This window comes from Streptomyces sp. CBMA29 (assembly GCF_014596445.1).
In the GTDB taxonomy this organism is placed as follows: Bacteria; Actinomycetota; Actinomycetes; order Streptomycetales; family Streptomycetaceae; genus Actinacidiphila.
The window spans coordinates 95539-120430 of the sequence record NZ_MECL01000002.1; the positions used below are offsets into that span (position 1 = coordinate 95539).

Annotated in this window: 28 protein-coding genes; all 28 read left to right on the forward strand. The window is 65.8% G+C overall.

The genetic code is table 11. The features are described from left to right. The first annotated feature begins 6 nt into the window (after positions 1 to 6). Complete coding sequence (locus tag BGM09_RS38705) at positions 7 to 1095, forward strand: poly-gamma-glutamate hydrolase family protein (RefSeq protein WP_188279332.1); 1089 nt, start codon at positions 7 to 9, stop codon at positions 1093 to 1095. Between the two features lie 97 nt (positions 1096 to 1192). Beyond that, entirely contained in the window at positions 1193 to 2698 is a 1506-nt protein-coding gene (locus tag BGM09_RS00660) for a baseplate J/gp47 family protein (RefSeq protein WP_188279333.1), read from the forward strand. 8 nt (positions 2699 to 2706) lie between these two features. Further along, entirely contained in the window at positions 2707 to 3456 is a 750-nt protein-coding gene (locus tag BGM09_RS00665; RefSeq protein ID WP_188279334.1) for a hypothetical protein, read from the forward strand. Between the two features lie 51 nt (positions 3457 to 3507). Next, complete coding sequence (locus BGM09_RS00670) at positions 3508 to 6318, forward strand: carbohydrate-binding protein (RefSeq protein WP_188279335.1); 2811 nt, start codon at positions 3508 to 3510, stop codon at positions 6316 to 6318. 164 nt (positions 6319 to 6482) lie between these two features. Next, a complete protein-coding gene (locus BGM09_RS00675) occupies positions 6483 to 8357 on the forward strand; it encodes a hypothetical protein (RefSeq protein WP_188279336.1) in 1875 nt (624 codons plus the stop codon). Between the two features lie 7 nt (positions 8358 to 8364). Continuing rightward, a complete protein-coding gene (locus BGM09_RS00680) occupies positions 8365 to 8565 on the forward strand; it encodes a hypothetical protein (RefSeq protein WP_188279337.1) in 201 nt (66 codons plus the stop codon). Continuing rightward, a complete protein-coding gene (locus tag BGM09_RS00685) occupies positions 8562 to 8861 on the forward strand; it encodes a hypothetical protein (protein ID WP_188279338.1) in 300 nt (99 codons plus the stop codon). Before BGM09_RS00680 ends, BGM09_RS00685 begins: the two co-directional genes overlap by 4 nt. A 138-nt stretch (positions 8862 to 8999) precedes the next feature. Beyond that, a complete protein-coding gene (locus BGM09_RS00690) occupies positions 9000 to 9938 on the forward strand; it encodes a hypothetical protein (protein WP_188279339.1) in 939 nt (312 codons plus the stop codon). Positions 9939 to 9951: 13 nt separating this feature from the next. Then, a complete protein-coding gene (locus BGM09_RS00695) occupies positions 9952 to 10395 on the forward strand; it encodes a hypothetical protein (RefSeq protein WP_188279340.1) in 444 nt (147 codons plus the stop codon). A gap of 174 nt (positions 10396 to 10569) precedes the next feature. Further along, positions 10570 to 11058 carry a hypothetical protein gene (locus tag BGM09_RS00700; RefSeq protein WP_188279341.1) on the forward strand — a complete coding sequence of 163 codons (489 nt, stop codon included), beginning with the start codon at positions 10570 to 10572 and terminating at the stop codon, positions 11056 to 11058. Next, positions 11055 to 11708, forward strand: a complete 654-nt coding sequence (locus tag BGM09_RS00705; RefSeq protein WP_188279342.1) for an ATP-binding protein — start codon at positions 11055 to 11057, stop codon at positions 11706 to 11708. Before BGM09_RS00700 ends, BGM09_RS00705 begins: the two co-directional genes overlap by 4 nt. Beyond that, positions 11708 to 12160, forward strand: coding sequence for a hypothetical protein (locus tag BGM09_RS00710; protein WP_188279343.1), 453 nt, complete (start codon positions 11708 to 11710; stop codon positions 12158 to 12160). The genes BGM09_RS00705 and BGM09_RS00710 overlap by 1 nt, the downstream gene beginning before the upstream one ends. Beyond that, complete coding sequence (locus BGM09_RS00715; protein WP_188279344.1) at positions 12157 to 13395, forward strand: DnaB-like helicase C-terminal domain-containing protein; 1239 nt, start codon at positions 12157 to 12159, stop codon at positions 13393 to 13395. The genes BGM09_RS00710 and BGM09_RS00715 overlap by 4 nt, the downstream gene beginning before the upstream one ends. Then, positions 13367 to 14341 (forward strand): toprim domain-containing protein, encoded by a 975-nt coding sequence (locus BGM09_RS00720; protein ID WP_188279345.1) that lies wholly within the window; start codon positions 13367 to 13369, stop codon positions 14339 to 14341. Before BGM09_RS00715 ends, BGM09_RS00720 begins: the two co-directional genes overlap by 29 nt. 3 nt (positions 14342 to 14344) lie before the next feature. Next, positions 14345 to 15952: a DEAD/DEAH box helicase gene (locus BGM09_RS38710; RefSeq protein WP_188279346.1), complete on the forward strand. Its 1608-nt coding sequence runs from the start codon at positions 14345 to 14347 to the stop codon at positions 15950 to 15952. 110 nt (positions 15953 to 16062) lie between these two features. Continuing rightward, complete coding sequence (locus BGM09_RS00730; protein ID WP_188279347.1) at positions 16063 to 16512, forward strand: hypothetical protein; 450 nt, start codon at positions 16063 to 16065, stop codon at positions 16510 to 16512. Beyond that, positions 16509 to 16880: a hypothetical protein gene (locus BGM09_RS00735; protein WP_188279348.1), complete on the forward strand. Its 372-nt coding sequence runs from the start codon at positions 16509 to 16511 to the stop codon at positions 16878 to 16880. The genes BGM09_RS00730 and BGM09_RS00735 overlap by 4 nt, the downstream gene beginning before the upstream one ends. Next, positions 16873 to 17334, forward strand: a complete 462-nt coding sequence (locus BGM09_RS00740) for a hypothetical protein (RefSeq protein ID WP_188279349.1) — start codon at positions 16873 to 16875, stop codon at positions 17332 to 17334. Before BGM09_RS00735 ends, BGM09_RS00740 begins: the two co-directional genes overlap by 8 nt. Further along, positions 17327 to 18097: a hypothetical protein gene (locus BGM09_RS00745; protein ID WP_188279350.1), complete on the forward strand. Its 771-nt coding sequence runs from the start codon at positions 17327 to 17329 to the stop codon at positions 18095 to 18097. The genes BGM09_RS00740 and BGM09_RS00745 overlap by 8 nt, the downstream gene beginning before the upstream one ends. Before the next feature lies 1 nt (position 18098). Continuing rightward, the gene (locus BGM09_RS00750) at positions 18099 to 18287 is read left to right on the forward strand and encodes a helix-turn-helix domain-containing protein (RefSeq protein WP_188279351.1); all 189 of its coding nucleotides are present in this window, start codon (positions 18099 to 18101) and stop codon (positions 18285 to 18287) included. 73 nt (positions 18288 to 18360) lie between these two features. After that, positions 18361 to 20265, forward strand: coding sequence for a DNA polymerase (locus tag BGM09_RS00755; RefSeq protein ID WP_188279352.1), 1905 nt, complete (start codon positions 18361 to 18363; stop codon positions 20263 to 20265). A gap of 49 nt (positions 20266 to 20314) precedes the next feature. Continuing rightward, the gene (locus BGM09_RS00760) at positions 20315 to 20653 is read left to right on the forward strand and encodes a hypothetical protein (protein ID WP_188279353.1); all 339 of its coding nucleotides are present in this window, start codon (positions 20315 to 20317) and stop codon (positions 20651 to 20653) included. A 509-nt stretch (positions 20654 to 21162) separates the two neighbouring features. Continuing rightward, complete coding sequence (locus BGM09_RS00765; protein WP_188279354.1) at positions 21163 to 22206, forward strand: hypothetical protein; 1044 nt, start codon at positions 21163 to 21165, stop codon at positions 22204 to 22206. A 47-nt stretch (positions 22207 to 22253) separates the two neighbouring features. Beyond that, positions 22254 to 22523 carry a hypothetical protein gene (locus BGM09_RS00770; RefSeq protein ID WP_188279355.1) on the forward strand — a complete coding sequence of 90 codons (270 nt, stop codon included), beginning with the start codon at positions 22254 to 22256 and terminating at the stop codon, positions 22521 to 22523. Positions 22524 to 22606: 83 nt separating this feature from the next. After that, positions 22607 to 22879 carry a WhiB family transcriptional regulator gene (locus BGM09_RS00775; protein WP_188279356.1) on the forward strand — a complete coding sequence of 91 codons (273 nt, stop codon included), beginning with the start codon at positions 22607 to 22609 and terminating at the stop codon, positions 22877 to 22879. After that, complete coding sequence (locus BGM09_RS00780; protein ID WP_188279357.1) at positions 22861 to 23745, forward strand: hypothetical protein; 885 nt, start codon at positions 22861 to 22863, stop codon at positions 23743 to 23745. The genes BGM09_RS00775 and BGM09_RS00780 overlap by 19 nt, the downstream gene beginning before the upstream one ends. Further along, positions 23742 to 24221 carry a hypothetical protein gene (locus BGM09_RS00785; protein WP_188279358.1) on the forward strand — a complete coding sequence of 160 codons (480 nt, stop codon included), beginning with the start codon at positions 23742 to 23744 and terminating at the stop codon, positions 24219 to 24221. The genes BGM09_RS00780 and BGM09_RS00785 overlap by 4 nt, the downstream gene beginning before the upstream one ends. Continuing rightward, positions 24221 to 24814 (forward strand): hypothetical protein, encoded by a 594-nt coding sequence (locus tag BGM09_RS00790; RefSeq protein ID WP_188279359.1) that lies wholly within the window; start codon positions 24221 to 24223, stop codon positions 24812 to 24814. Before BGM09_RS00785 ends, BGM09_RS00790 begins: the two co-directional genes overlap by 1 nt. The last annotated feature ends 78 nt before the right edge of the window (positions 24815 to 24892 follow it).

Below are 24892 nucleotides of genomic sequence, written 5' to 3' on the forward strand. Positions count from 1 at the left end.
GAATCCGTGCCGGACACCTACCCCAATTTCGCTGCACTTGCGGCGGCCAATACACCGGGAGTGGATTACGAGATCGCGTCCCGGCCGACATCGGGCCCCGGCCAGCTCATCCACCTGGCCATTCACGGGGGCGCCATCGAACCGCCCACTACGCAGCTCGCGCAGTATTGCGCGGGTACCGGGGGCGCTTTCTACACGTTCAGTGCGGTGAGGACGTCCGGGAATTCCGAACTTCACATCACGGCCGCGAATTTCGATGCGCCGACCGCGCTGGCGCTGACGGCGGCCAGCAGTTTCACGGTGAGCTGGCACGGCCGGGCGGGCGCTTCTCCCCTCACGTACGTGGGCGGCCTGGACACCTACAGCGCGGCGCTGGTCCGCCAGGAGCTGGAGGCCGCCGGTTTCCGCTGCGAGGCGCCTCCCGCGAGCAGTGCCGGGACCGAGCCGTCGAACATCGCCAACCACAATGCGCGCGGTGCCGGAGTGGAGCTTTCCCTGTCCACCGCGCTGCGGCAGGCGATGTACCTCGACGCGGATCTCAGCCTGACCAGTGTGGCCCAGCCCGCCAGGCGGACCCAGACGTTCTACGCGTACGCCCAGGCCGTGGTCACGGCACTCGTGGTGGCGATGGCACCGGCCGGGCCGACAGTGGGCCCCGGTGCCCCGCGCCCCACGGCGAGGCGAACGGGGCAGCCGGTGCAGATGGCCATCCCTTTCGCGCTGGCCGCCGACGGGTCACTGGCGGTCGTCCAGGACCCGGCGAAGGCCACCAGCGACCGAGTACGGGCGCTGGTGGGCACGCTCCCAGGACAGCGGCCCATGCGGGCGACCTACGGTGTGCCGACCAGCGAGGTGCTCTTCGCACCCGACCCGGAGGTGGCCAGCGCCGAGCTGCAACTCATGGTGCGCGACGCCGTCACCGAATTCGAGCCGTCCGCCGTCATTACCACCGTGACACCGACGATCGATTTCGGGCTCGGCCTGGTCACGGTGGATGTCGGCGTGGGGCGTGCGGACGTGCCCAGCGCTGAGCTGGACCGCTATCAGACGGTGTCGGTGGCCGTGGGAGGGGAGGTCGCCGTGACGGTCAGCTAATTACCGGGCGGCACTATGCGCAGCCATAGAATCGGTACATCGACGTCCAGCAATTGACTATTACTCGGCCCCGCTGGCACACCGGAAGGAATGCCCTGTGGCCGACAGCACTCTCACTGCCCAGATCGATTACACCGCCCGTGATTTCACCGGCTACCGGGACGCCCTCTTCCAGCACGCTTCGAGGGTCTTTCCAGAATGGACGTCACGGTCGGCCGCCGATTTCGGTGTCGTCCTCGTAGAGATGCTCTCCTACCTCGGGGACATTTCCAGTTTCTACCAGGACCGTGTGGCGGACGAGGCGTTTCTCAGCACGGCGACTCAGCGCTCCTCCGTTCTCGCCATCGCCAGCACTCTCGGGTACACCCCCTACGCCGCTCTGGCAGCGATCGGCTCTGTGACGTTCCAGACCCTGGTGACGCAGACCGTGCCGGTGACCGTTCCCGCCGGAATTAAGATCATCACCGATTTCAATTACGATCTGGACCGGCCGGTCATCTATGAGACGGATTCCAGTATCACGGTGCCCGCGTCCGGCGGAACGGCCTCCGTGACCTGCACCGAGGGCCTCACACAGGGCACCCGAGAGATCCAACTCGTGGAGAGCAGCGGTCAGCTCGGCACGCTCACCGTGGAGGATCTGGGAATTTCCACCGGAGAGGCGGGGCAGCTGTTCGTCCTTTCCGCCAGCCCGCTGCTCGCGGACACCCTGCGGGTCGTGGTCGAAGCCGCCGACGGCGCCACGGAATGGCAGTACGTCACGAGTCTGGCGAACGCGTCCGGCGCCGACCAGGTGTACGCCACCGACGTGGATGACGCCGGTGTCGTCACCGTGCAATTCGGTGACACGGTCCATGGGGCGATCCCCGCGACGGGGCTAAGCATCGCCGCCGCGTATCGGGTCGGGGGCGGCGCGTACGGCAATATCCCGGCCAATTCGATCCGCGATCTCGCGACGACTGTCGTCGGCGTCACGGTGGCGGCGTCCAGCGCCATGACCGGGGGCGCCGATCAGGAGCCGATCGGGCTCATCCGGGCAAACGCGCCGCGAATGTACCGCACCCGCGACCGTGCGGTGGCACGGCGGGATTACGCGGACCTGGCTTTGGCAATTCCGGGAATCGCCAAAGCCTCGGCCGTGTCCCAGTCCGCGACGTCGGTCGCCTTGTACGTCATGGGTCCATCCAATAACGCGCCGTCCCAGATTCAACGCGACCAGGTGACCGCGTACGTCCGCGACCGCGCGGTGGCAGGAACGCAAGTTCTCGTCTATACCGGGACGCTCGTGCCGGTGAATTTCGGGACCGCCTCCGCACCGCTGCTGATCGGAGTCAATTCCCGGCACCGGCGCGCGGAGACCCTGCTTGCCTGCCGTCAGGCCGTGCAGAATCTCCTGGCACCGGATTCCACTGACTTCGGGAAACGCCTCCCGTTGTCCGCCGTATACGGCGCCTTGGTGGCGGTGCCCGGAGTCGACTACGCACAAATCACCATGATGGCGCGCGCCGATCTCGCTCAGACCGGCACCGCCGACATCGTCTGCCGCCCCTGGGAGATTCCCGTGGTCGGCACCCTCAGCGCCAACGCCGTCGGCGGAATCTAGGAGCAGCCGTGACAGCCCTGTACCCGGTGTCCGTGCACACCTATACCGCGCACCGTGACGCCGTCGAATACGTTCTCGCCGACCACGTCAACTCCCTCCAGGACGAGGTCACCGCGATCGAGCAGGCCGTCGGTGCGAATCCGAATACGTGGACGTACACCGGTGACGCGAATTTCAGCAACCTCGGGGACCTGGCGGCACACACCACGTGGAATTCGGTCAAGGACCGTCTGGATTCGCTCCAGGCCCACGTTGTACGCCTGGAGCGCCGCCAGCCACCGGCCGTCACCACGTTGCCCGGTCAGGTCCCCGGTGGTGTGCGTTTGCCGCCCGTTTTGCAGGTCCGTAATTCCGGCCAGTTGATCCCACAGAGTGCTGTGCGCTGGTCCACCTACGATCTGTCCACGGCGGATTTCGACAGTGACAGTATTTTCACCGGCGGAAGTTCCGTGGTATGCCCGCGCACCGGGTGGTGGAATATCACGGCCAGCACCTGGACCGATGTGCCGACCGGTAATTCCACCGTGCTCCACTCGGCGACCAACCGTATCCTCGTGGCCGGTACGGAGGTGGCTGCCCACACCAGCAGCCTCCCCCTCGGATCGGCCAACCCCCACCGTGTGAATCTCCTTTACAGCGGGAGCTGGTCCCAGGGAGATCCGCTCCTGGTGCAGAGCCAGCAGGGCCCGACCCCGGATTCCGGCAGCGTGTGGAGCCAGATGCGGCTGTCCGTCACATTCGTACGGGAGACCGTGTAAATGGCCGTCTACGGAATCGACCTCTACGGAAAAGCTGTTTACGGTGCGACTGTGCCGGTGGAATTCTCCGCCGGGACGATGGCGGCCGAGCAATGGGATTACGGCGTTCTGCACGTCACCTGGTCCACACCGCAGCAGGCCGCGACGGCCCCGGCTCCCGGCGCAAAGGGCTGGACGCAGCTCCGGCTCATCCGCAGTTCCTACGGCATCCCCGCCGACGAAAGTGACGGCCTGGTCCTGGTGGACGAGGCCGCCACCGGCGGCACCACCGCCCACATCGACACCCGCTGCACACCGGGCCGCTACTACTACTACGCGCTCTACGTCGCCACGCCCAATGACCCCTACCAGGCGGCGTACACCTACACCCAGGGCGACCTGGCCAGCTACGCCGGGCTCGACTACCAGGCGATCCAGCCCTCGACCGGGCAGGCCCCGGATGTCAGCCCGCTGTACTGGACACGGAGCTACGCCACCACACCGTGGGTCCGCGTCGGCGGCGCGGTCGGGCTCGCCCCGCAGGAATGGGGCAACTCCGGGCGCATGTACGACCTTGTGCCCCGCCCCTACCGCGTCCAGGACACCGAGACGACGGCCACCGACGTCCCGGTGAATTCCGCACTGGAGAAATTCATGGCGGTGCTGGGGTTCTATCTCGACGTCATGCGCACGGAGAACCGGAGGCTGCTGTGGCTGAACGACACCGAGCACATGAGCGACGCGCAATTGCAGCGCCGCGCGGCGGACATCGGCATCGCGCGTGACCTCCCGGCGCTGCCGCATCTGCGCCGCAGGTACGTCGCACGTGCCGCAGAACTGGCGGACAGTCGCGGTTCGGCCTCCGGTGTGGCCGAGCTGGTGAATTCACTCACCGGCTGGACGGCCGATGTATCCATTGGCTACAACCGCATGCTCGACGTCGATCAGGCGCAATTCCAGAGCCCCGTCTATCCCGTGTGGGACAAGGACACCCCGTACCTGGTCGGCGACTACGTCACCTCCAACGGATTCCTGTATCAGGCCGCGAGCGGCCCGAGCACCCGGTACTACGCCACGAATCTCACGATTCCGTCCGGCTCGGCCGTTTCGCCGGGCGGCAGTGTCATCAAACAGAGCTTCGCGGTTCTGTCCGGCGGCTCCCACTACCTGATGACCAGCAGTGCCCAGGGCCAGTGGATGGAGCTAACCTTCTCCGTCGCCACCTCTGGCGTCTACGACATTTCCTTCGCGTCGCTCATGGCGACCGACTACGCGACCGTCACGGTGACCCTGAACGGGTCGGGGATTCCGGGCGTGAGCTGGCCCCTGGATTTCTACAGCAAAACTCTCCAGGAGTCACCCGCCGTCTATCTGGGCCAGCTCCCCCTGTTCTCGGGCAATAACGTTCTCCGTTTCACCGCAACCGGCAAAAACCCGGTGTCCGGCGGCTACAAAATGAGCGCCGACTACTGGGTCATCAGCCAGGTGGGAGTGCTGACGGCCGGACACGCTCCGACCGGCTCCGCCACCAGCAACAGCTTCTGGACCTACATCGCGCCCGGCGCCGTCACCCTGGGCGCCACCAGCCCGGAGTGGAATCCGCTCACCGGCGGCCAGAGCACTTGGTACACCGCCGCCGTCTCCCCGGTGACCGCCCCTCAGAGCAGCCAGAGCATCGCCCTGGCGGGCGCCGCAGTCGGCCGCCAGGGCGAGGGGCTGCGCAACGCCCTGCGGGTCACCACCGGGGGCACCGGAACGGGCGACCTCACACTCCAGTCCCTGGGGCCGCCGGTGGCCACGGCCTGGAACGCCACCACGGCCTACCCCCAGGGCACACTGGTCACCTACGCCGGGCAGAGCTACCGGGCCTTGGTGCCGACCACCGCAGACCAGCCGGACACGGCACCCACCCGATGGGCACGCACACAGCTCACCACCTCCACCAGCCCGGACCCGCAGATGGTCCAGCACTACGGCATCCCGCTGCCGTCCACTCCCCCCTGGAGCGGCTCGGCGCCCTACGCGGTCGGCGCGGTCACCGCCTGGCGCGGCCACCAGTACGAGGCCACGCTGACCGTCCCCGCCGGGCAGGCTCCCACCGGGTACGCGACGGACAATCTGTGGTGGGCCTGGACAGGCCGGGACGTCACCAATCTCACGTTCAGCATGTGGCAATACCGGAGCGCCACGGCCACCGGACAATATGTGCGGGCGTTCATCGAATGGTTCAACGAATTCGGAGTTCTCCTGGCCTCGTCGGTCACCACGGACACCCCGGCATTCCTGGACCGGTTCGAGGTCGACCAGACCTATCCGAGGTCCACCGGATCGGCACCGCCGGGAACCGCCGTCGCAGCATTCCAGCAAACGGGTGTACCCATTCCGTGGAATACCAGCATCGGTGACTGGACGGCGGTCGACGCCATCGCCCGCCCCACATCGTGGTACGACGACAGCGCCGCCTCGCGGAAAGTCGGGCGGATGCTGTGGTTCAACCGCTCGTGGGTGGCGACGCTCACCACGGGCGACGAGATCTACGCGACGTTCATTTCCGGCCCTGCGGACGCCACGTATGAACAGGGCGTCGTCTTCCGGTTCGGCGGCGGCACATACCTACTGGCATCCCGTACCCGGCTCACCAAATGCGTCTACACCACCAGCGGCGGCGCGGTCACGGGGTCCACGATCACCGCTCTCGGCACCTATACCGGCGGATTCACCTTCACCAATGGAATGCGCATCCGTGTCGTGGTGACCCCGACGAGTATCAGCGTGTACAACGTCACCGGAAAGGGCCCCGCACTTGACACCCTGCTCCTGACCGTGGCGAATACCGACAACGCCACGCAATACGGCGTAGGCGTGCTGGAACGGAGTCCGTGATGTCCACCCCCATTTCACTCAGTGGGACGAGCGGGACCGGCGGCTCACTCACGCCAGTCGTCATCACCAACACCGCGCTCCCGCTTTCCGGAACATCCACATCCTCAGGTGCCGCGAGCATGGCCTCGGTCGGACTCCCAGGGGCATTCGCAGATTTCGGAGTCGTGCCCTACAAGGCCGCCGCCTATTACGACCCCGCGATGGCCTACGTGAACTCCCAGAGCATCCGCCCGGCGACCCCGGACGGCACGACGCCGGGATGGTTCCGGGCCAGTATCACCGGCGCAGCGCCCACGGAATACGCGCCGGGCCCCGCCGGGAAACTCTGGGGCCGCGCCGCTTTCGCGCGGGTCGGAATCCTCTCCAACTCCGCCAGCGCCGCCACCGGCTACGGATTCGACCGCGCCCAGATGGAAAGGACCCGCACCGGAAATCTCCTCACCGTCGAGCAGTCCAGCTACGAAGGCCGCATGTGCTACACCACGGCCGTCGCCGGGGCGAGCTACAGCCGGTCGACTGACACGGTGGTGACGGGGCGGTACTCAGGGAAATACCTCTACCAGCTCCCGCCGGTCAGTAATTCTTATGACCTGGTGCGCAGTTTCGGCACCTATCAGAACGTCAGGGATCTGCGGCAGAACTATGCGCAGCTCCTGACCAACCCGCCTCTGCCCGGCGAACAGGCATTCCCGACCCCGCCCCCGGTCGGCACCGGGCCCACCATTTTCACGGTGTCGCCCAACCTTCTCGGCCTGGTGGCCGTAGTGGGCGGCACGCCGGTCAGCGCGTCAATCGGCATCGCGGCCCAGTCCGCCGGACTCACACTGCGCTGCGACGTGCTGCGGTACGACGCGGCCTTCAACCTGCTGTCGGCGTCCGCTGTCACGTACGTAGATGTGACCTCGACGGCGGGATTTCACTGGCAGACGCCCGCCGCGCGTCTGACCCTGGAAGCGACCGCCGCGTGGGCGGCCGTCGTTCCCGTAGTGATCGCTGGCAGTGCGCAGAGCAGCATGGCGTTCTACGCAGACCAGCACCGCATCTCCACCCCTACGACGGTCAATCCAGCCGTCCATCCGGCGTCACCGGCCCGCACTTGGCAGGAACCCCGCAAAATCGTCGTGAAGGTGCGCGCTGACCGGGTCAACCTCGCGACGAACCCCGGTTTCATGGCGGGTATCGGCGGCTGGTCGCCCGTCGTCACATCCGGCCTGCCCAACACCCTCACGACGAAATCCGTCACAGGATACAGTGGAAACACCGTGACGGTTCTTTCGCACACGATTCCCGCGGTCACCACTTCCAGTCTCATCGCAGACGGATGGTACGGCGCCACGACCGCAGGAATGCTCTCCGGGCCCACCGGGAACACCGTCGCCGTCACGGGCCTCAAGCCGGGCACCACGTACACCGCGTCGGTATGGGTAAAGGCGTTTCTCGGGCAAGCTCCTGTGACGTGCTGGTTCTACGACGGTACGCAGTACGTACGCGGAACGCGCACGGGATACGTGGGTCTCGGCGTGCCCAGAACCTGGGAGCGTCTTTCGGTCACTTTCACGACCAGCCGTACATTCAGCGGCGACGGAATTCTCCGGGTCGGCTGGTCCGCCGATGACATGAGTTTCGTCTACAGCAATGTTTCGCCGTCCGATCTGGCACCGGAGCACTGGCGCCGGACGGACGCCGTGGCCACCCGCGACCCGTGGGTGTCCGGCATGCCGTACTCCACCGGGGACGTCGTTCCGGATGCGTCCGGTCAGAATTGGTACGCGATTCTGCCGTCCGGCGTCCGCGTCACCCTGACCAGCTCTTGGGAAATGTACGTGTATGGCGTCCTGGTCGAGGAGGGCGCTGCTCTCCTGCCGTATTTCGACGGTAACTCGCCGGGGTCAGAGTATCTCTGGGAGAACAGCACGGTGAATGCCCGCAGCCATTACTACCGGGGGCTCAACCTGCTCCGGTACCGTCTGGACCAGGCTGTTCGGCACTACCTCCCGCAAGGGTCCTCGTACCAGATCCTCTATGCGTCCGCGCTCTAGGAAAATGATGCCGCACGACAGGATCACCAAAGAATTGGCGCTGTTCTCCGCGACGGAGGAAATAGTCGCCGTGCTGAAGCAGCGTGGGGCGTCGCGGGAAGAAGCCTGGGCGCATCTGCGCGCCTTGTCGGCCGGGGCGGGTACTGAATCCCTGCTGCCTGTGGCCAAAGCACAGTTCGATCTCGTATGGCCGGAGGGTACCCCATGACCATCACCGCGTTCCTCATCTACGCGTTCGCCGTTTTCCTTCTCTGGGCGGGAATTATCTATCCCCTGCTCTCCCCGTGGGTGGGGGGCGTCGCACGTCCGGTTCTCTTCGCGCTCATCGTCAGCGCTCTGGCGTATCTCTTCGTCACCTACCACCACCCCAAGGTGTATGCCGTACTGGCCGTCGCCGGTGCTGTCGCCCTGCTCCAGCGTTGGAGTGCCGGTACCGCCGAAGACTCCCCGGCGGTCACCGTCGTACGCAACCGGCGCGACCGCACTCCGCCGAACGGGGTCTGATTTTCTGCGATTCGTTGTATCGGATGGCTTACGAATTAGTGCGTCTGAGTGAACTCGGGTCAACACGCTGAGATCCATTTTCACCCTCCTGGGACAGCGGCGCAGGATCGACCCCCCGACCCCTCAAGGAGGTAGGCCATGAGTCTGCGACAGGTGACGGTGGGAGTCGTCGGCGACGGAACCGTGCGCGACACCCTCGTCTGCGACGCCCTGAATGAGCATTTCGGCTACGGCCCCGAGGACGCGGAGGGCTATTTCGCGAAGTCGCGAGAGTTCGACGTCCATCTCGTATTCCCGGTCGGGGAGCGCCTTTTCACCGCCGGAGTCGAGGCCGTTTGGCAGTGGGCGGTCCGCACCGAGAACGCTTTCCTCGCTCTCGCCGATGACAGCCCGTTCGAGGCGGAGGAGGCGATCCGGGCCACGCTGCTGGACCCGGACGACTGGCAGGTCAGCCCGAACCCCTCGGAGGATCTGCTGACGGTTTTGACCGGCGGGCCCAATCCGATGCTGCTGGTCATCACCTCCGACGGTCAGTACGGCGACGAGCTGCGCGTGCTGGCCAGCGAGGCGCTCGCCGCCGGAATCCCGGTGTACGACCTCGCCCGCGCTCTGCTGGAGCAGACGTGGTCGGACCTCGGCCTCGAAAAGCCCGAACCGGCCGAGCCTGCACCCGTCGAGGCCGTGCCTGCCGCGACGGGACGCACGAGCGACGTCGTCGCGCTCACCGAGGCCGACTACGACGACGTCGTGGACTTCTTCGGCCGCGCCTTCAACCTCCTGACGGAGCTTCAGCAGGTGGCCGCCGGTATCGAGAACCTGCGGGCCGCGCTCGTCCGCACGGAGCGGACGCTGGTCTCTGCCCGTGCCGCCGCCGCGACCGCGCTCGCGTCGCTACCCCGCGCGGAGACGGCCGTCGCGGTGCCGTCCGACAGCGAGGAGCAGGAGCCCGTCGAGCAGCAGAGGTCCGCATCTGGACGTATGCGGACCGAGGTCTACGACGAGACCAGCGGCCAGTGGCGTCCGGCAGGCCGGGGGCGCCCCAGGGCGGGGGCCCGCACGCGCCGGGTACCCCGGTAGCGGAGGCACCCCCGTGGACCAACCGGTCGTCCCCGTGTCCGCGATTCTCCGGCGGCTGCCCCAGCGGGCCCGCGACGTCTATGCGGGCTACCTGCGGCATCCCGACACCCAGCACGACCCGGTCACGGGATGGAGCTACGCCTACGTCCCCCAGGACGCCGTGGCGCACCACCTGGGATGCGCGCTGCGCACCGTCAGCCGCGCCGTGGCCGATCTGCGAGGTGTCGGGGTGCTGCGCGTGCTCTCGTGGCCCGGTGCCGACACCGAGACGTCCCTGCGCCGAGGCGACGTCAATGTCACCACCTCGGTCTTCGGTCCGGTGCAAATGGTGCAGCTCGCTGAAATGCACCCGGAATCGGCGGTGGATCTGGCCGTCGCGAAGCTGCTCCAGGAATACGACCAGATCCTCTGGGATATCGAGCTGGCCTATGTCGGTAACCCGGACGGCCCACCGTGATCGGACGCCGCAACTGACGCCGCAACTTTGGCGTATCGAGTACACGCAGTACGAACCGCACACGCCTGCGCTAGCGACTAACTCGTACAGATACTTCGTATCTGTACTCGGCGGCGCCCCTGACGGGGCGCGGCCCGAGAAATAGGGGTGAATGTGAAAAAGCGATCTCTCCCCGTGGATGAGGACGCCAGCCGCGATCCGGCCAATGCCGAGATCTTCGCAGCCCTCCACACGGCAGCCGAACCGCTTGCGGACGAGTCGACACCCGCCGTCCGCCGACGCAGGGCACCCCGAAGGGCCCCCGGCCCCGACTCGAACATGGGCCTGGCCCAGTATTTCAACCACCTCTGCCCCGCGCCCAGTTGGACGCACGGCATGCAGATGAATTCACAAACCGGCCTCGCCGCGATGTGCCGTGAAATGCGCGAGCACGGCATGGATGCCGACCAGATCCGCGCCTTGATGGACTTGTATTTCGACCGGCTCGGCGACCGGGAACCGCGCGGCCCTTACTGGCTCGATTTCAAAGGGCGCCGGTGGGCGCTCCTGCGCCAGCTCGACCAGTCCGGCGCGGTCCTCACAAGCCACGACTACCAGCCCTGGGCAGGTCCGGCCGCCGAGACAGCCGACACCGCGTTCGCCGACGGCTGGCGGACACCGTGACCGATGACACGGCTCAGACCGGGTTCCTGTGGATCGGCACCGGGCTGCCCCGCCGCACCCACGGACTGGTCCTGGACGTACTGCGCGAGGACGACCGCGCCCCCGACGCCCTGGACGCCGTCGCGTCCTGGCTCCACGGACTGGCCGCGCAGCAGCGCGTCGACCAGGCGCACATCCCCGTCTTTCCCGGGGAGTTCGGACGCGGGCTGCTTCTGACCGGTATGCCCGGCACGGGAAAGACGACGGCCGCCGCCGCAGCCGCGTGCGAGGTCCGGCGCAGCGGGAAGAGCGTGTATTTCACCCGGTGGGCCGACCACGTAGACCGCGCCAGAGACCTGCACAGCCGACTCCTGCGGGACGCCAATCCTGAGGAGGTGTCCGCCGCGATGCGTGCCGTCCAACGCGTTCAGGAGGCGTTTCTCGCCGTCCTGGACGATGTAGGCCAGGAGCGTGTGACCGACACCGGTTTCGGCGTCGAGCTGCTGGAATCCACGCTGCGCGGACGGTACGACGCCGGAAAACCCACCATCGTCACCTCCAACCTCTCCTCCGCCCGATGGACGTCGCGTTACTCCAGCCCGTTGCGGTCCTTCATCACCCAGGCGTGCCGGATCGTGGTCTTCGACGGACCGGTTCTGAGGGCCGTGTGATGGAAAAAGGCGATCTCGCCGCGAGCGAGCCCGAGCCGCAGGCATTCGTGGTGTACGAGGGCCTCGTGGCAGTAGCGGGACCGAAATTCACGCAGAATCGTTTCGCCCGGCGAATCCGCATGCACCGCTACCGCGCGGCCCTGGATCTGCTGGCCTACAACGAGGCCGCGCTGATGGCGCTGTGGAATCTGTGGATGGCTTCGCGGCCCGTCTGCCTGATCACCTATCTGCCGCCCGAAATGATGCCCGCCATACAGCAGCATCTTGACGAACACGGCGTGCCGCATCTGCGGACCCTCCACGTCACCGAAACCGGAATGGCCCGCACCATTGCGATGCGCCGCGACGCGGCGATGGTTTTCGACGCCGACCCCGACCGGGCGCTGATGTACGGGCCCAAGGGCCGCATAATCCCGCCCGAGCACGCGGCAGCCATGGAGAAATTCCTGTGAGCACCATCGAGGAGGAGCTGATCTCCTACGTCACACTGACGGGCGACCTGGTGGAGGTTACGTCCGCAGGAATCACCACCGAACATTTCCAGGACCCCGACAACCGCTCCGTTTACGAAACGGTCCTGCGACACAGGGACGCCTACGGCGAGGTGCCCACTCCGGACGTCGTGCTCCGCAGCCATCCCGGCTACCCGCTCACTGACGAATTCTCCGGGTCGGCGGAATACCTCATCGCCGAGCTGCACCGCGCCGCCCGTCGAACCCTGCTCGACATGGGTGTGGACGCGGTCGCCACGGCACTGGAAAAAGACGACGTCGACGGCGCCATGTCGCTGCTGCAAATCACGCTCCAACGGGTCGCGGTCACCCAGACCAGCAGCCGCGATGTTGACCACGCCGCGACAGCCCCAGACCGGCTGGAGCGCTACCGCAATGCGCGGGACAACGAGAGCCAACTTTTGGGCATCCCCACCGGTTTCGAATGCCTGGACGAGGCAACTCTTGGAATCCAGCCGCAGCAGATGATCGTGCTGACGGGCCTCGCGAAATCGTGCAAAACGACAATTATGCTCCGCATGGTCCGCGCGGTGCACGACCACGGCCGCGCACCTCTGGTCGTGAGTTTCGAAATGCCCGAACCAGAAATCAGCAGGCGCCTGGACGGATTCGTCGCCGGAATCAATCCCAAATCCCTCCAGACCGGGCAGATTTCGGAGGCCGAGTGGCGGAAACTCGAACAGGCCCTCCTGCGGCCCGAACCCACGCACCCCCTGGTCATCACCGAGGACCGTGGCGCCGTCATGACGCTGTCGGGACTCCAGGCAAAAATCGACGTGCTCCAGCCCGGCGCACTTTTCGTGGACGGCGCCTATTTCCTCCAGGACGAACTTTCCCGAGAGACCGGCACCCCACTGGCATTGACCAACGTCAGCCGTGGCCTGAAACAACTCGCCCTCCGCAACGAACTACCGGTCATCGTCACCACCCAGTCCCTGCCCCACAAGGTCGGCGCACGGGGCCTGACCGCCAACTCGCTTGGCTACACCAGCGCCTGGGTGCAGGACGCGGACGTCGTGATCGGCACCGAGGCGACCGAGGAGGAATTCCACTACATTCTCAAAATCCTCGCCAGCCGCAATTGTCCGCCGCAGGAAACCGTGATCTCCATTCACTGGGAGCCGCCGGGATTCGAGGAGGAGCGGTATGGCCCGGACGCGGACCTCCCGTATTAGCGGATGGGACCTGGTGGAGGCCCACTCCAACCCGGTCCCCAGCAACCTCCCCGGCGCCCTGGCCGACCTTGGCGTCACCGTCATCCGCACGACCACCGGCGTGGAAGCTGACGAGCACCTGGTGCGCTGTCCCCAGCACGAGCAGCGCACCGGCAAACGGGACCGGCGGCCGAGCTGTTGGGTAAATGACGAGACCGGCGCTTTCATCTGTTTCTCCTGCGGCTACAGCGGCCCTTTCGTAGAGCTGGTGGCCGACGCCCTGGGCGTGGACCGTGTCCAGGCCGCCCGCTGGGTGTTGCGCACCGGGACGCGCCGTGTGCGCGAGGACCGGCCTACAAGGGCGGTCGAGCCCCAGCCAGCCCTTACCGAGGCGGTGTTGGCGCTGTACGTGCCTCCCCCGGCCGAGGCGCTGGCCGACCGGCGGCTGACCGCCGCCGCCTGCGCGGACTACGGCGTTCTGTGGGACGCGGCACATCGCCGGTGGATCATCCCCATCCGCTGTGTCTCAGGGCGGCTCATGGGGTGGCAGGAGAAGGGGAGGCATGTTTTCCGCAACCGCCCCACCGGCGTGAAGAAATCTCAGACGCTCTTTGGCGCCCACCTCCTGGACGGCGGTCCCGCCGCACTCGTGGAATCGCCCCTGGACGCCGTACTCATCCGCAGCCTCGGGATACCCGTAACCGCTGTTTCCTCCTACGGGGCTTTCGTCTCCGACGCGCAGATGCGCATTATCAAAAGGAACTCAAGCGGGCTCATTGTTGCGCTGGACAACGACATTGCTGGCATCAAGGGCCGTGACGACGTCTACACCCGCTGGCGGCCACGCGGTATTCCCATGCTGTTTTTCAACTACGGCTCCGCCGCCGGAAAAGACCCCGGCGATATGCGCGATACGGACGTCAGGCGCGCGATGGAGACGGCCCATCTGCCGTCAAGGAAAAGGTGACCCGTGTTCACTGGCCAACTCCACCCGTATCAGGTCGAGGCCGTCGAGACGGTCATCGCCGACCGCGCTCTGCTGGTCGCCTACTCCATGGGCACCGGAAAAACCGTTCTCACGATTGCCGCGCTGGAAGAACTTTTCGGCAAGGGCGACATCTCCTGCGGCGTCATCCTCGTCCCGGCGACCGTCAAATGGCAATGGGCCAAGGCCATCGCGGCATTCACCGACACCCCGACGCGCACCCTGAAAATCCGGGGTACCGAGATCACCGTCCCGGATGAATCCGTGTGCGTCGTGATCAATGGGAAAAAGGAAAAGCGTCGGGAGCAGTGGCGTCTGGCCCAGACCGGGCAGGCGGACTACGTCATCGCCTCGTACTCCGCGATCCTCCACGACTGGCGTGACCTGTGCCAGGTACCGGCGGACGCCCTGGTTCTTGACGAGGCCGCAGCGATCAAGAATTTCTCCTCGCAGACCTCCCAGCGGGTCAAGAAACTCACTCCCCCGGTACGCGTCGCACTTACCGGAACCCCCGTAGAGAACAGGCCGGAGGACGTTTTCTCCATCATGGAGTGGGTCGACCATACCGTCCTCGGCCGGTGGGACACCTTCGAGAAGTCCTTCATCGTTCGAAATGACTGGGGCGTCGTGGTGCGCTACAAGAATTTGCACCTTCTGCACGACCGACTCCGCGCACGCATGATCCGCAAATCGCGTACCGACCCCGACGTCGCCCCCTATCTCCCCACCGTCGCCGAGACCACCCGCACGGTCCGGCTCGACGCCGCCACCCGCACGGTCTACCGGAGAATCCAGAAGGATCTGCTCGACGCGTTGGCGGACCTGTCCGAGGCCGGGAGCAATTTCGACCTGGCCGCGTACTACCACGGTGACGACACCGGCGGCGAGTACACGGCGCAGGGCCGCGTCATGGCCAGGCTCCTCGCGGCCAGAATGCTCCTGGACCACCCCGGCCTGCTCATGGACAGCGCGGTCGAATTTCACCAGGGCAACGGCCGGGGATCTCAGTACATCGCGGATTTCCTCGGCACGTACCAGGACGCGGCTGATCTCCAGGCCACACCGAAACTGCACGAACTGGGCCGCAACGTCGATGCCATTCTCGAAGACGATCCGAGTGCGAAAATCGCCGTTTTCACCGATTTCCGCCGCATGCTGCCCTACCTCACCGAGCGCCTCGACCGGCACGGCGCCATCGCCCAGTACCACGGCGGCCTCAACGCGGACCAGAAGGCGGCCGTAAAGGAGAGATTCTCCAGCGACCCGGAATGCCACGTGTTCCTGTCGACCAACGCGGGCGGCGTCGGCCTGGATCTGCCCGAGGCCCAGTACCTCATCAATTACGACCTGCCGTATTCCGGTGGCATCTTGGCACAGCGGAACTCCCGGCATGTGCGCGCGTCGTCAACACATAGTTGCGTCTTCATCGTGAACCTGATCGCGGAGGACACCGTAGAGGAGCGCAACCTGGCGACTCTCCAGCTCCGCTCCCGCGTGGCGGACGCGATCCTCGACGGTACGGGGAACACGGTCGTTCCGAACACCGTGGACAGCCTCACCGCGCATCTGGAAAAGAACTTTTCCCCGCAATAAACCGCGCCCGCACCCACCGGTCGGCCTACAGACAGGCATTTTTCGCCCGCTTAGCGTTGGCGTCACCCATCCATCGCAGCAACTCCGTAAATGCCGGAGGAGGGTGTGCAATGTCTGAACCCGATCAGTCGGCCCCGAGCCATGTGCCGGTGGACCCGGTGGTGCCGAGATTCCGAGAATGGGCTATTCTCCGCGCCCAGTACGCGGATGTGTCCAAACGCATGAATCTGCTGCGCGACAGCATCAACCGTGATGTCGAGGCGCGCGGTGTCCGCGATCACAAGGGGAATCAGTTCATCGATCTCCCGTTTCCCCTCACCGTCGGCGATACGACGTACAGCCGCATCAAACGGGAGCGTCGCGTCACCGTGATCGCGGACGACGATGCGGCCGAACGTATCACCCGCGCTCACGGCTGCTACGACCGCGCTTTCCCGCCGGTGCGTGTCCTCGATCCCGAGGAGTTGTACGTCCTGCACCAGGAAGGGCGTCTCGGCCAGGAAGAACTGGACGAGATCTTCCAGCCTCGGGAGACATTCGCCTTCAAGGGCGTTTCGTGACGCGTCTCCTCGTGGACGGGGTCGACATTACCGCCATCGTCCCGCGCTATTCGAACCGCCTCATCCACGAGGACTCCTTCGCCCGGCTGCTGTCCCGTAAGCGCCTGTCGGTCGCCGAACTGTGCCAGGAATCCGGCGTCACTCAGAAATCATTGTGGCGATTCCGCAGGCACCAGCGGGTGCTTCCCGTTGCCGCCGGGTGGCGCATGACATCCGCTCTGCACTGCCGTATCGGCGACTTCACCGTCCAGGTCGCCAACGCGCATTCCGTGGCGCGAATCCAGACCATCATCTGGGAGGCACGCGAGCTGAGCGCCCAGGAGCGAACCGAACTGGTCGTGTCCCTGTCCGGGGGGAGCAATGGATGAGCGCCTCCCGCCCCTGCGCGCGGACGTCTACCCCGGCACCACCCGGCCGGTCGGTCCTCCGGCGGCGCGGACGCCTGAGCCCGGCGACGTCAACGGCTGGGACGCCCACCCCACGTACCAGTATCTCCAGGGCGCCCGCCGCGAGTTCTACGGGATCGGACATCTCGCTCTCGCCATCTGCCGCTCCACGAAAACGATCTACAAATGGGAGGCTCGCGGACATTTCCCGCGCGCCACCTTCATCCTGAACGGTAGTTCCAAGAACGGTCGCCGCCGACTCTACACACGGCAGCAGATCACCGGAGTCATCGAAATCGCGGTAGACGAAGGCATTCTGACCGGTCACCAGCGATTCATCGGAAACACACAATTCCCGGCCCGCTGCGCAGAACTTTTCCAGCGCACCCGGTCGGTACTCCCTCCGCCCATCGCTGATTGGACCCACGATGCCTGAGCACCAGTTCGGCCGCCGCCGCTCCCTGCCCACCTCGACCGCCAAGCCCGCCGCACCGGCACCCACGGAACGCACCCGTGCCCTCGGACGCCTCGCCGCCGACGCCCGCGCCCCCGAGGGCGAGCGGGCCGCCGCCGTGGACCGGGTACGGGCCGCCACCGTCGCCACCAGCGCCACCGCCGGGTGGGACGGATTCGACAAGGTCGCCGAGGAGATGAGCGACTTTGCGAATTTCCTCAAGGTCACCGAGGAGCCCCAGGTCGTCAAAATCCTCGATTCCGAGCCCGTGGATGTCTACGTGTGCCACTGGATTGATGAAATTGAGGAAGGCACGAAGTCCTTCCGGTGCCCTGGTCAGGCCAACTGCCCTTTGTGTGCCATCGGGGACAAGGCCCGGAAATTCTCCGCCTGCTTCAACGTCATCACGCTCGAAGACCCCCAGGACCCGGTGCTGCGCATCTGGGAATGCGGAGTGAAGATTGCCCGCCAACTCAAGGACATCGCGACCGACGACAAGCGAGGACCGCTTGACCGGCCCGACCTGTACTTCTCCATCGTGAAGAAGGCGAAGACAGCCAAGAACGTCGAATACACCCTGGAACGCATCCGCGCACGCGATCTCCAGGAAGAATTCGGCATCACCCCGCTCACGGACACCGAGATCGCCCGTTTCCTGGCCGACCGGTACACCGACGAGATCAAGTCCGCACTGCCGGAGGAGGAGCTGGAAAAGATCGCGTCCTTCATCGTGGACGGCGCCTGACATGCCCGCACCGCCCGCGTTCTACACGCCCGTCGAGGTCGCTCAGATGCTCCGGGTGTCCCGCATGACGGTGTACCGGCTGATCGACACCGGCGAACTCGAAGCGGTCCGCGTCGGACGCCTCCTGCGCGTCCCCGCCAGCGCGTTGGAGACGTTCTATTCCCGGCCGACTGCCGTATCCCTCACCTGACGGCATAAGAGTGCGCCTCCCGAGCCGGAGATTCCGGAAGGCGCACTCCCACATTTGATCACGGGGTGCTGCCATGCCCATTCCCAAAGTGGTGACGACGCGCCGTCAGCTCAAAGAGGCCATCGCTTTCATCGGAGACCGCGAGGAATTCGCTTTCGACGTCGAAACGTCGGGTGAGCACCGGGGTGTTCCCGCACTCAACCGCGTCACCTGGATCTCTCTGGCGTCACGGGGCGGCACCACTGTTATTCCCATGGGCCACCCCAACGGGTACCAGACGATCAGCAAAGCGACCCGACGCAAAGACCGCGCTACGGGAAAGTTCATTCCTGTCCCCGCTGTGTTCTCCCCGCCCCCGGATCAGCTCACCCCGGCCGAGGTTTTCCAGGAACTCCAGCCCCTTTTTTTCTCGGGACGCACGAAGATCGCGCACAACGCCGTTTTCGACTTGGTATCCGTCGCCAAGTATTTCGGCCAGATCCCCCCGCCGCCGTACGGGGACAGCATCGTCGCGGCGTGGCTGATTGACGAAAACCGCCCGGCCCTCGGCCTCAAACCGCTGGTGGAGGCCCGGTACGGCCTGCGCTACGACCAGGAGGGCGTCGGCAAACGCGTCGAGGCACACCCTTTCGGGACGGTGGCCGACTACGCGTGGATGGACGCCTGGACGACATGGCTGCTGTACACCCATCTGCGACCGCAGATCACCGCCGCAGGGCTGGACGGGGTCTGGAGCCTGGAGATGGACGTCCTGGAGGCCCTGTTGCCCATGCGGGCCGCAGGCGCCCCGGTCGACGTCGCCGCCCTGGAGCGCCTCCGCGACGACCTGCGCACACGCATCGTCGGCGCTGAGGCCGAGGTCTACCGCGCCGCCGGACGCGTTTTCAATCTGGCCAGCAACCCGCAGCGGCAGCAGGTGCTCTACGGGCCGCGCCCTGCCGGACAGGGCCTCAAACCGAAAAAGACGACCAAGACCGGTGCAGCCAGCACGGACGCGCAGGCACTGTCGACGTACCAGGGCAAGAACGCCGTCGTTGACCGTCTGCTGGAATACCAGGAGCTGTCCAAGATCCTCTCCACCTACGTGGAGGGATACCTCGGAAACGAGGAGAGCGGAAAAGCCTCCCGGATTTACAACGGCAGGATCTATCCCACGTTCGCCCAGTACGGAACTGTCACCGGCCGTTTCAGCAGCTACGACCCCAATATCCAGAACTGGCCGAGGTCCGACAGTGACATCGGCAAAGCCATCCGCGACATCATCGAACCTCCTCCCGGTTTCGCTCTGCTCGTCGCGGACTACGCGCAGATCGAGCTGCGCATCCTCGCGCATTTCGCGAAGGAGGGCGCTCTCTGGCAGGGCTTCTGGGACGGCCTCGACGCCCACGTGGCGACGGCCTCGACCATTTTCGGGATTGCCCCGGAGGACGTCGACCGGGCCGCACGGCAGATCGCGAAGGGAATGGCCTACGCCATTCTCTACGGTGCAGGTGCCCAGAAACTGGCCGACATGGCGCACATCTCGCTCCCGAAGGCGTCCCATTTCATGCGCGTCCACGAGCGGGCCTTCCCCGAAATCTACGCCTACAAGGACGATCTGCTGCGCACCGCCCGCCGCCGCAGGCCGGTGCCCTATATCAAGACGCTCCTCGGCCGCCACCGGCGGCTGCCGGATCTGCGCAGTCACGCCGAGGGCCTGCGCAAGCGCGCGGAGAGGCAGCTCGTCAATTCCCACATTCAGGGAACCAACGCCGACATCACCAAGCTGGCGATGACCCGTTTCGACAGAACACGTCTGGACGGCATGCAGATGCTGCTGACCGTCCACGATGAAATCGCCGTCCTATGCCCGCAGGAGATCGCACAGGAGGGGGCGGCCGTCCTGTACGACGCCATGGCTGGCCCCGAAATGCAGCTCTTGAGTGTGCCGCTGACGACTGACGTGAAAATCGTCAATCGGTGGTCGGAGGCGAAGTGAATTTTCGTCCCGTTACATTGGAACCGACCGGAGAGAAGGAGTTCCGCCCATGCAGCTCGACGCCACCGCCCAGCAGATGCTCCGCGATATTGTGCCGTGCCCGGAGTACCGCAGCATTATCAGCGCGCTCGGATGTGTGCCTCCAGGTCCGGAGGTGGACGAGAAGGAGCACTACGCGAGCCATATGCGATTGAAGGCGGCGCTGCCGCTGCATGCGGCGGTGCGCGCGAAAGCGAATTCCGTCGCCGACGTCTTCATCGCCATGTGGTCCAGCGAGAGCGACGGGAGCACCCACGCGGATGCCTCGGAAATGCGGGCGCTGTGCCGCGCCACCGGGCATCTCGTCGTCACACACCTGATCGCCGCCGGTCTTATCAATGTCGCCTGAGAGGGGAAACGAGAGATGAGTTTCTGGGCCGACAAGCTCAACAGCGGGGCGGCGTCCGCTCCCGCGCCTCCCCCGCGTGCGGCGGCGTCCGGCGCCTGGTGGGCCCCTCAGCACGCATCGGTACCCGCCGGGCCTCCTGTGCCGCAGTACCAGCCGGAGCCGCCGTACGTTCCCACCACCACGCCCCTGCACCAACGCAAGGAGAGCAGGTGCCTGGAATGCAGCGGCGATAACACTTTCGAAATCGACGCCCGTCAGGGGCCGCGATGCTATGACTGTGGCGCCACCACCGGTAGCCGCACACGCAATTCCACGCAGGGCGCCCCCACTATTGGCACCAAGGGCCCGTCACGTGCGGCCCGGCAGATTACGGGAGCCGGATATCGTCCCGACATTATCGTGGGCTCCCTCTAGCGTCTTTTCGCACCACTCTTTCAGCGGATAGCAGGTCATTTTTTTGCTTCTTAGTGTGGTGGGACTCGTAACGCTCGTGGACGGCGGTAGTAGCGATGCTCGACGCCGATGCGGCGGCCCTCATGGCCACCATCAACAAGAAATACGGTCCCGGCACCGTTGTTATCGCGTCCGCCATGCCGCCGATTCCCCGATTCACCTCCGGCTCCCTCGGCCTCGACCTCATTCTCGGAGGCGGCTGGCCCGGCAACCAGTGGAGCGAGATCATCGGTTCCGAGTCTTCCGGTAAAACCACGCTGGTCCACAAGACCATCGCGGCAAACCAGCGCGAGAACCCGGAATTCTCCACCCTGTGGATCGCGGCCGAGGGCTACGACCACGACTGGGCGAAAACGCTGGGGGTCGACACCGACCGTGTAGCGGTCGTGGACACCAACGCAATGGAAGCCGCTTACAGCGTCATGCTCCAGGCCGCAGAGTCGCGCGCATTCGACGCGGTCATCCTCGACTCCTATCCGGCGCTCGTGCCGGATGCCGAGGACGAGAAAGAGATGGACGAGTACACCATCAGCGCCGGTGCCCGCGTCACCGGGAAATTCTTCCGGAAAGTCGGAAAGCCCACCAAGCGCAGCCTGATAGGTGACGACAAGCCTCTCCTCCCGATCGTCATCAACCAGTGGCGGGACAAGGTCGGCGCCTTCTCCCCGCATGGCACCCCCAAAACCACCCCCGGTGGCAACGCCAAGAATTACGCTTACTACACCAGGCTCGAAGTGAGCCGTGGTGAGTGGATCGATGAGAAGCGCCCTCCCAAAGGCACCGCCCGCGTCGGGCAGAAGATCAAGTTCCGAACGCTGAAGAACAAGACGACGAGCCCCGAGCAGCTCGCCAGCGTGAACTTCTACTTCGCCGACACGCTGCGCGACGGCCACCGTGCCGGAGATTTCGACACGGGCGCTGAATTCGCCACCCTCGCCGTATTCCACGACATCGTCTCGGCCGCCAGCAATGGCTACATCAAATACGGCGACCGCTCCTGGCGCTCCCTCGACAAATTCACAGCATCCCTGCGCGAAGACGTCGAACTGAGCGCCGACATCGCGGCGGCCGTCATGAGCACGGCCTTCGGAAAGTCGTAGCCGCTTTGGACAGGCGCATCAGAAACTCCCGCTCCCAGGAACGACGCGTGGCCGCCGATCTCGGGGGCCGCGTAACTCCTGGGAGCGGGAACCAATGGCACACGAAAAACGATGTCATCGCGCCCGGCTGGTCCGTCGAATGCAAAACCACCGGGGCCAAGTCATTCAGCCTCAAGGCGGACGATTTGCGTACCGCCGAGCGCAACGCGTTGATCGATGGACGGGAAGTGCTGTTCGTGGTCGACATGCAGGGCCGGTCATGGGCGGTTCTGCCCTATCACACGTTTCTCGCGCTGCTGCCGGACCCGGAGGCGTGATGACGCTACGGCCGCACGCTGCCCCCGACTGGTCGGAGCACCACTACCGGGGCCCCGCGAAATGCAGGGAAATCCCGCAGCCCGTGCGTGATCACGACCCGTTCTTCGACTCCCCGCTGCGGGCGATGGACGTCTGCAACGGCACGCGGGACGGCGTTGTCTGTCCGCGCCGCATCGAATGCCTGCGGGCCGCGATGCACAATTCTGAGCCGTACGGCGTCTGGGGCGGCATGACGGCCTATGACCGCCTACAGCTCCGTCTGCGGTATCCGGGAATGCCCGAGCGCTGGACATGGCATCCCCACCGGCAGCCCACACAGCAGGAAGAGGAAACGCCGTGTCAAAAAGCGTCGTGAAACGCACGCCGGGACTCGCCGCCTACCTAGACTCCGTCAAGGAGAGCAACGCGCTCTTCGGTGACATCAGCCGTCACGTCCTCAGCAAAGCGGCCCGGCCCAACAGCCACCGCAGCGACGTCATCTACCCCAGTGAGGTCGTCAAGGCCCAGTGGTGCCAGCGCGCCACCTATCTGCGGATCGTCAACGGGCGCGTACCTGAGCGCACGTCATTCCGTATGCAGAACATTTTCGAGGAAGGCAACCGGACACACGAAAAGTGGCAGGACTGGCTGGCCGAGATGCGGCGCCTGGAAGGGGACTGGGGCTGTCAGGGATGCGGCAATCAGTTCTACGCCAGGGGCCCGGAGAAGTGCCCGCGCTGCCACGGGTCGCGTTTTAAGTATCGCGAACTCCGGCTGATCGCATCCGATCTGATGCTTTCCGGACGGTGCGACGGCTACCTGCCCGCAGACGGCTGCCTGATCGAAATCAAGACCCTGGGGCTCGGCAGTCTGCGCTACGAAAGCCCCGGATTCGTCGCCCGCTACGAAGTCGAGACACCGCGCGGCACCGTGATCGATCTTGAACGCATGTGGAAAGACTTGCGTCGCCCGCTCGGCTCGGCCGTCAAGCAGGGAATTCTCTACCTGCACCTGGCACGCGAGTACGTCGGCTTGGACGTCGACCGCTGCGAATTCCTCTACGATTTCAAAGCCACCCAGGAAACCAAGGCGTTCACCGTCATGTACGACGAAGCGAAAGCGGACGCGCTCATCGGCAGTATCCGGCAGATGGCGAACTGCGTGATCGCCCGCGAGATCCCGGACTGCCCGGTGTCGTCCGACGGCTGCCGCGACTGCAAGCCGTACCAGGCCGCGTCATGAGCGGCATCGCCGCCCTGACTTGGGACGCCCTGGCCCCCCTGGGGTTCGAGCCAGAAGAGCGCCCGGCCTCCGGACGCATGCCCACGCTGCCCGCCGACGTCACGGAGCTGCCGGAGGCGGATCTCATGATCCTCTTCACCGAGCTGACCGAGTGGGCCTGCTACGCCGCCACCCAACTCGCCGACGCCGCCAGCCGCGAGCGCAGCGCCGAGCAGGATCTCGCCGCCGCCCAGGCCGCCGCGTCCGTCCGCGCCAGCACCGAGCGCACCGTAGCCGCCCAGAAGGCCCGCGCCGCCGCCGACCCGGCCGTCCAGGACGAAGGGGACGCCCTGCTCACCATCAGCGCGTACCGGCGGGCACTGGACGCCGTCACTGGCAATGCCGAGCGCCGCGCCCAGCTCGTGTCGCGGGAACTGTCGCGGCGGATCGCCCGCAGCGACCGCTCCGCCCGCGCCAGCCGCTGGGGCGGTGCCTGATGGCCGGGTACGGCGAGCTACCGCTGTGGATGGGCATCGACCCGTCCTACGCAGGATTCGCGTGGGTCGGCATCGTGGAGAGCGATTCCATCCCCGGCGGGCTCGGCACCCTGGACGCCCGCGAGGACTACTCCGCCGCGACCGCTGGAAAGGGCGCGGCCCGTCTGGAGCTGATCTACAGGAACCTCAGCAGATTCCTTGTCTCACTGACCCAGCACTACCGCGTAAAAGGGATCGCGATCGAGGGGTACGCACCCGGCGCGAAATTCAACCGCGAGGCGCTTGGCGAACTCGGCGGCGTCACACGGCTCGCGGTTCATCAGGCTCTGTCGGACGTGTGCCCGCCCGCGCTCATCGTGCCGCCGATGAGCGTCAAGAAATTCGCCACCGGCAAAGGCACCGCCCCTAAGGACAATGTGCTGCTCGCCGTGTACAAAAAATGGGGCATCGAATTCCAGTCCAACGATCTGGCCGACGCCTACACCATCGCGCGTATCGCCCGCGCCGTGGACCGGGGCGCGGACCTGGAGTACGAGCAAGAGGTGCTGCGGCGCCTCTCTCCGGCCCGGGAGAGGGGAGGAGGGGCGCCGTGATGCCGGGCTGGCACGAGCTGTACGAAGTGGGGTGGCTCTGCGGAACCGGACGCCCGGCGGCCGACGAGGAACAGCGGG

Bases quoted from the DNA above. Each gene is read 5' to 3' on its own strand.
- BGM09_RS00730 (WP_188279347.1), top strand. From the start codon at position 16,063: ATGTCTGAACCCGATCAGTCGGCCCCGAGCCATGTGCCGGTGGACCCG.
- BGM09_RS00785 (WP_188279358.1), top strand. From the start codon at position 23,742: ATGAGCGGCATCGCCGCCCTGACTTGGGACGCCCTGGCCCCCCTGGGG.
- BGM09_RS00690 (WP_188279339.1), top strand. From the start codon at position 9,000: ATGAGTCTGCGACAGGTGACGGTGGGAGTCGTCGGCGACGGAACCGTG.
- BGM09_RS00760 (WP_188279353.1), top strand. From the start codon at position 20,315: ATGCAGCTCGACGCCACCGCCCAGCAGATGCTCCGCGATATTGTGCCG.
- BGM09_RS00750 (WP_188279351.1), top strand. From the start codon at position 18,099: ATGCCCGCACCGCCCGCGTTCTACACGCCCGTCGAGGTCGCTCAGATG.
- BGM09_RS00720 (WP_188279345.1), top strand. From the start codon at position 13,367: ATGGCCCGGACGCGGACCTCCCGTATTAGCGGATGGGACCTGGTGGAG.
- BGM09_RS00745 (WP_188279350.1), top strand. From the start codon at position 17,327: ATGCCTGAGCACCAGTTCGGCCGCCGCCGCTCCCTGCCCACCTCGACC.
- BGM09_RS00765 (WP_188279354.1), top strand. From the start codon at position 21,163: ATGCTCGACGCCGATGCGGCGGCCCTCATGGCCACCATCAACAAGAAA.
- BGM09_RS00680 (WP_188279337.1), top strand. From the start codon at position 8,365: ATGCCGCACGACAGGATCACCAAAGAATTGGCGCTGTTCTCCGCGACG.
- BGM09_RS00710 (WP_188279343.1), top strand. From the start codon at position 11,708: ATGGAAAAAGGCGATCTCGCCGCGAGCGAGCCCGAGCCGCAGGCATTC.
- BGM09_RS00755 (WP_188279352.1), top strand. From the start codon at position 18,361: ATGCCCATTCCCAAAGTGGTGACGACGCGCCGTCAGCTCAAAGAGGCC.
- BGM09_RS00790 (WP_188279359.1), top strand. From the start codon at position 24,221: ATGGCCGGGTACGGCGAGCTACCGCTGTGGATGGGCATCGACCCGTCC.
- BGM09_RS00740 (WP_188279349.1), top strand. From the start codon at position 16,873: ATGGATGAGCGCCTCCCGCCCCTGCGCGCGGACGTCTACCCCGGCACC.
- BGM09_RS00685 (WP_188279338.1), top strand. From the start codon at position 8,562: ATGACCATCACCGCGTTCCTCATCTACGCGTTCGCCGTTTTCCTTCTC.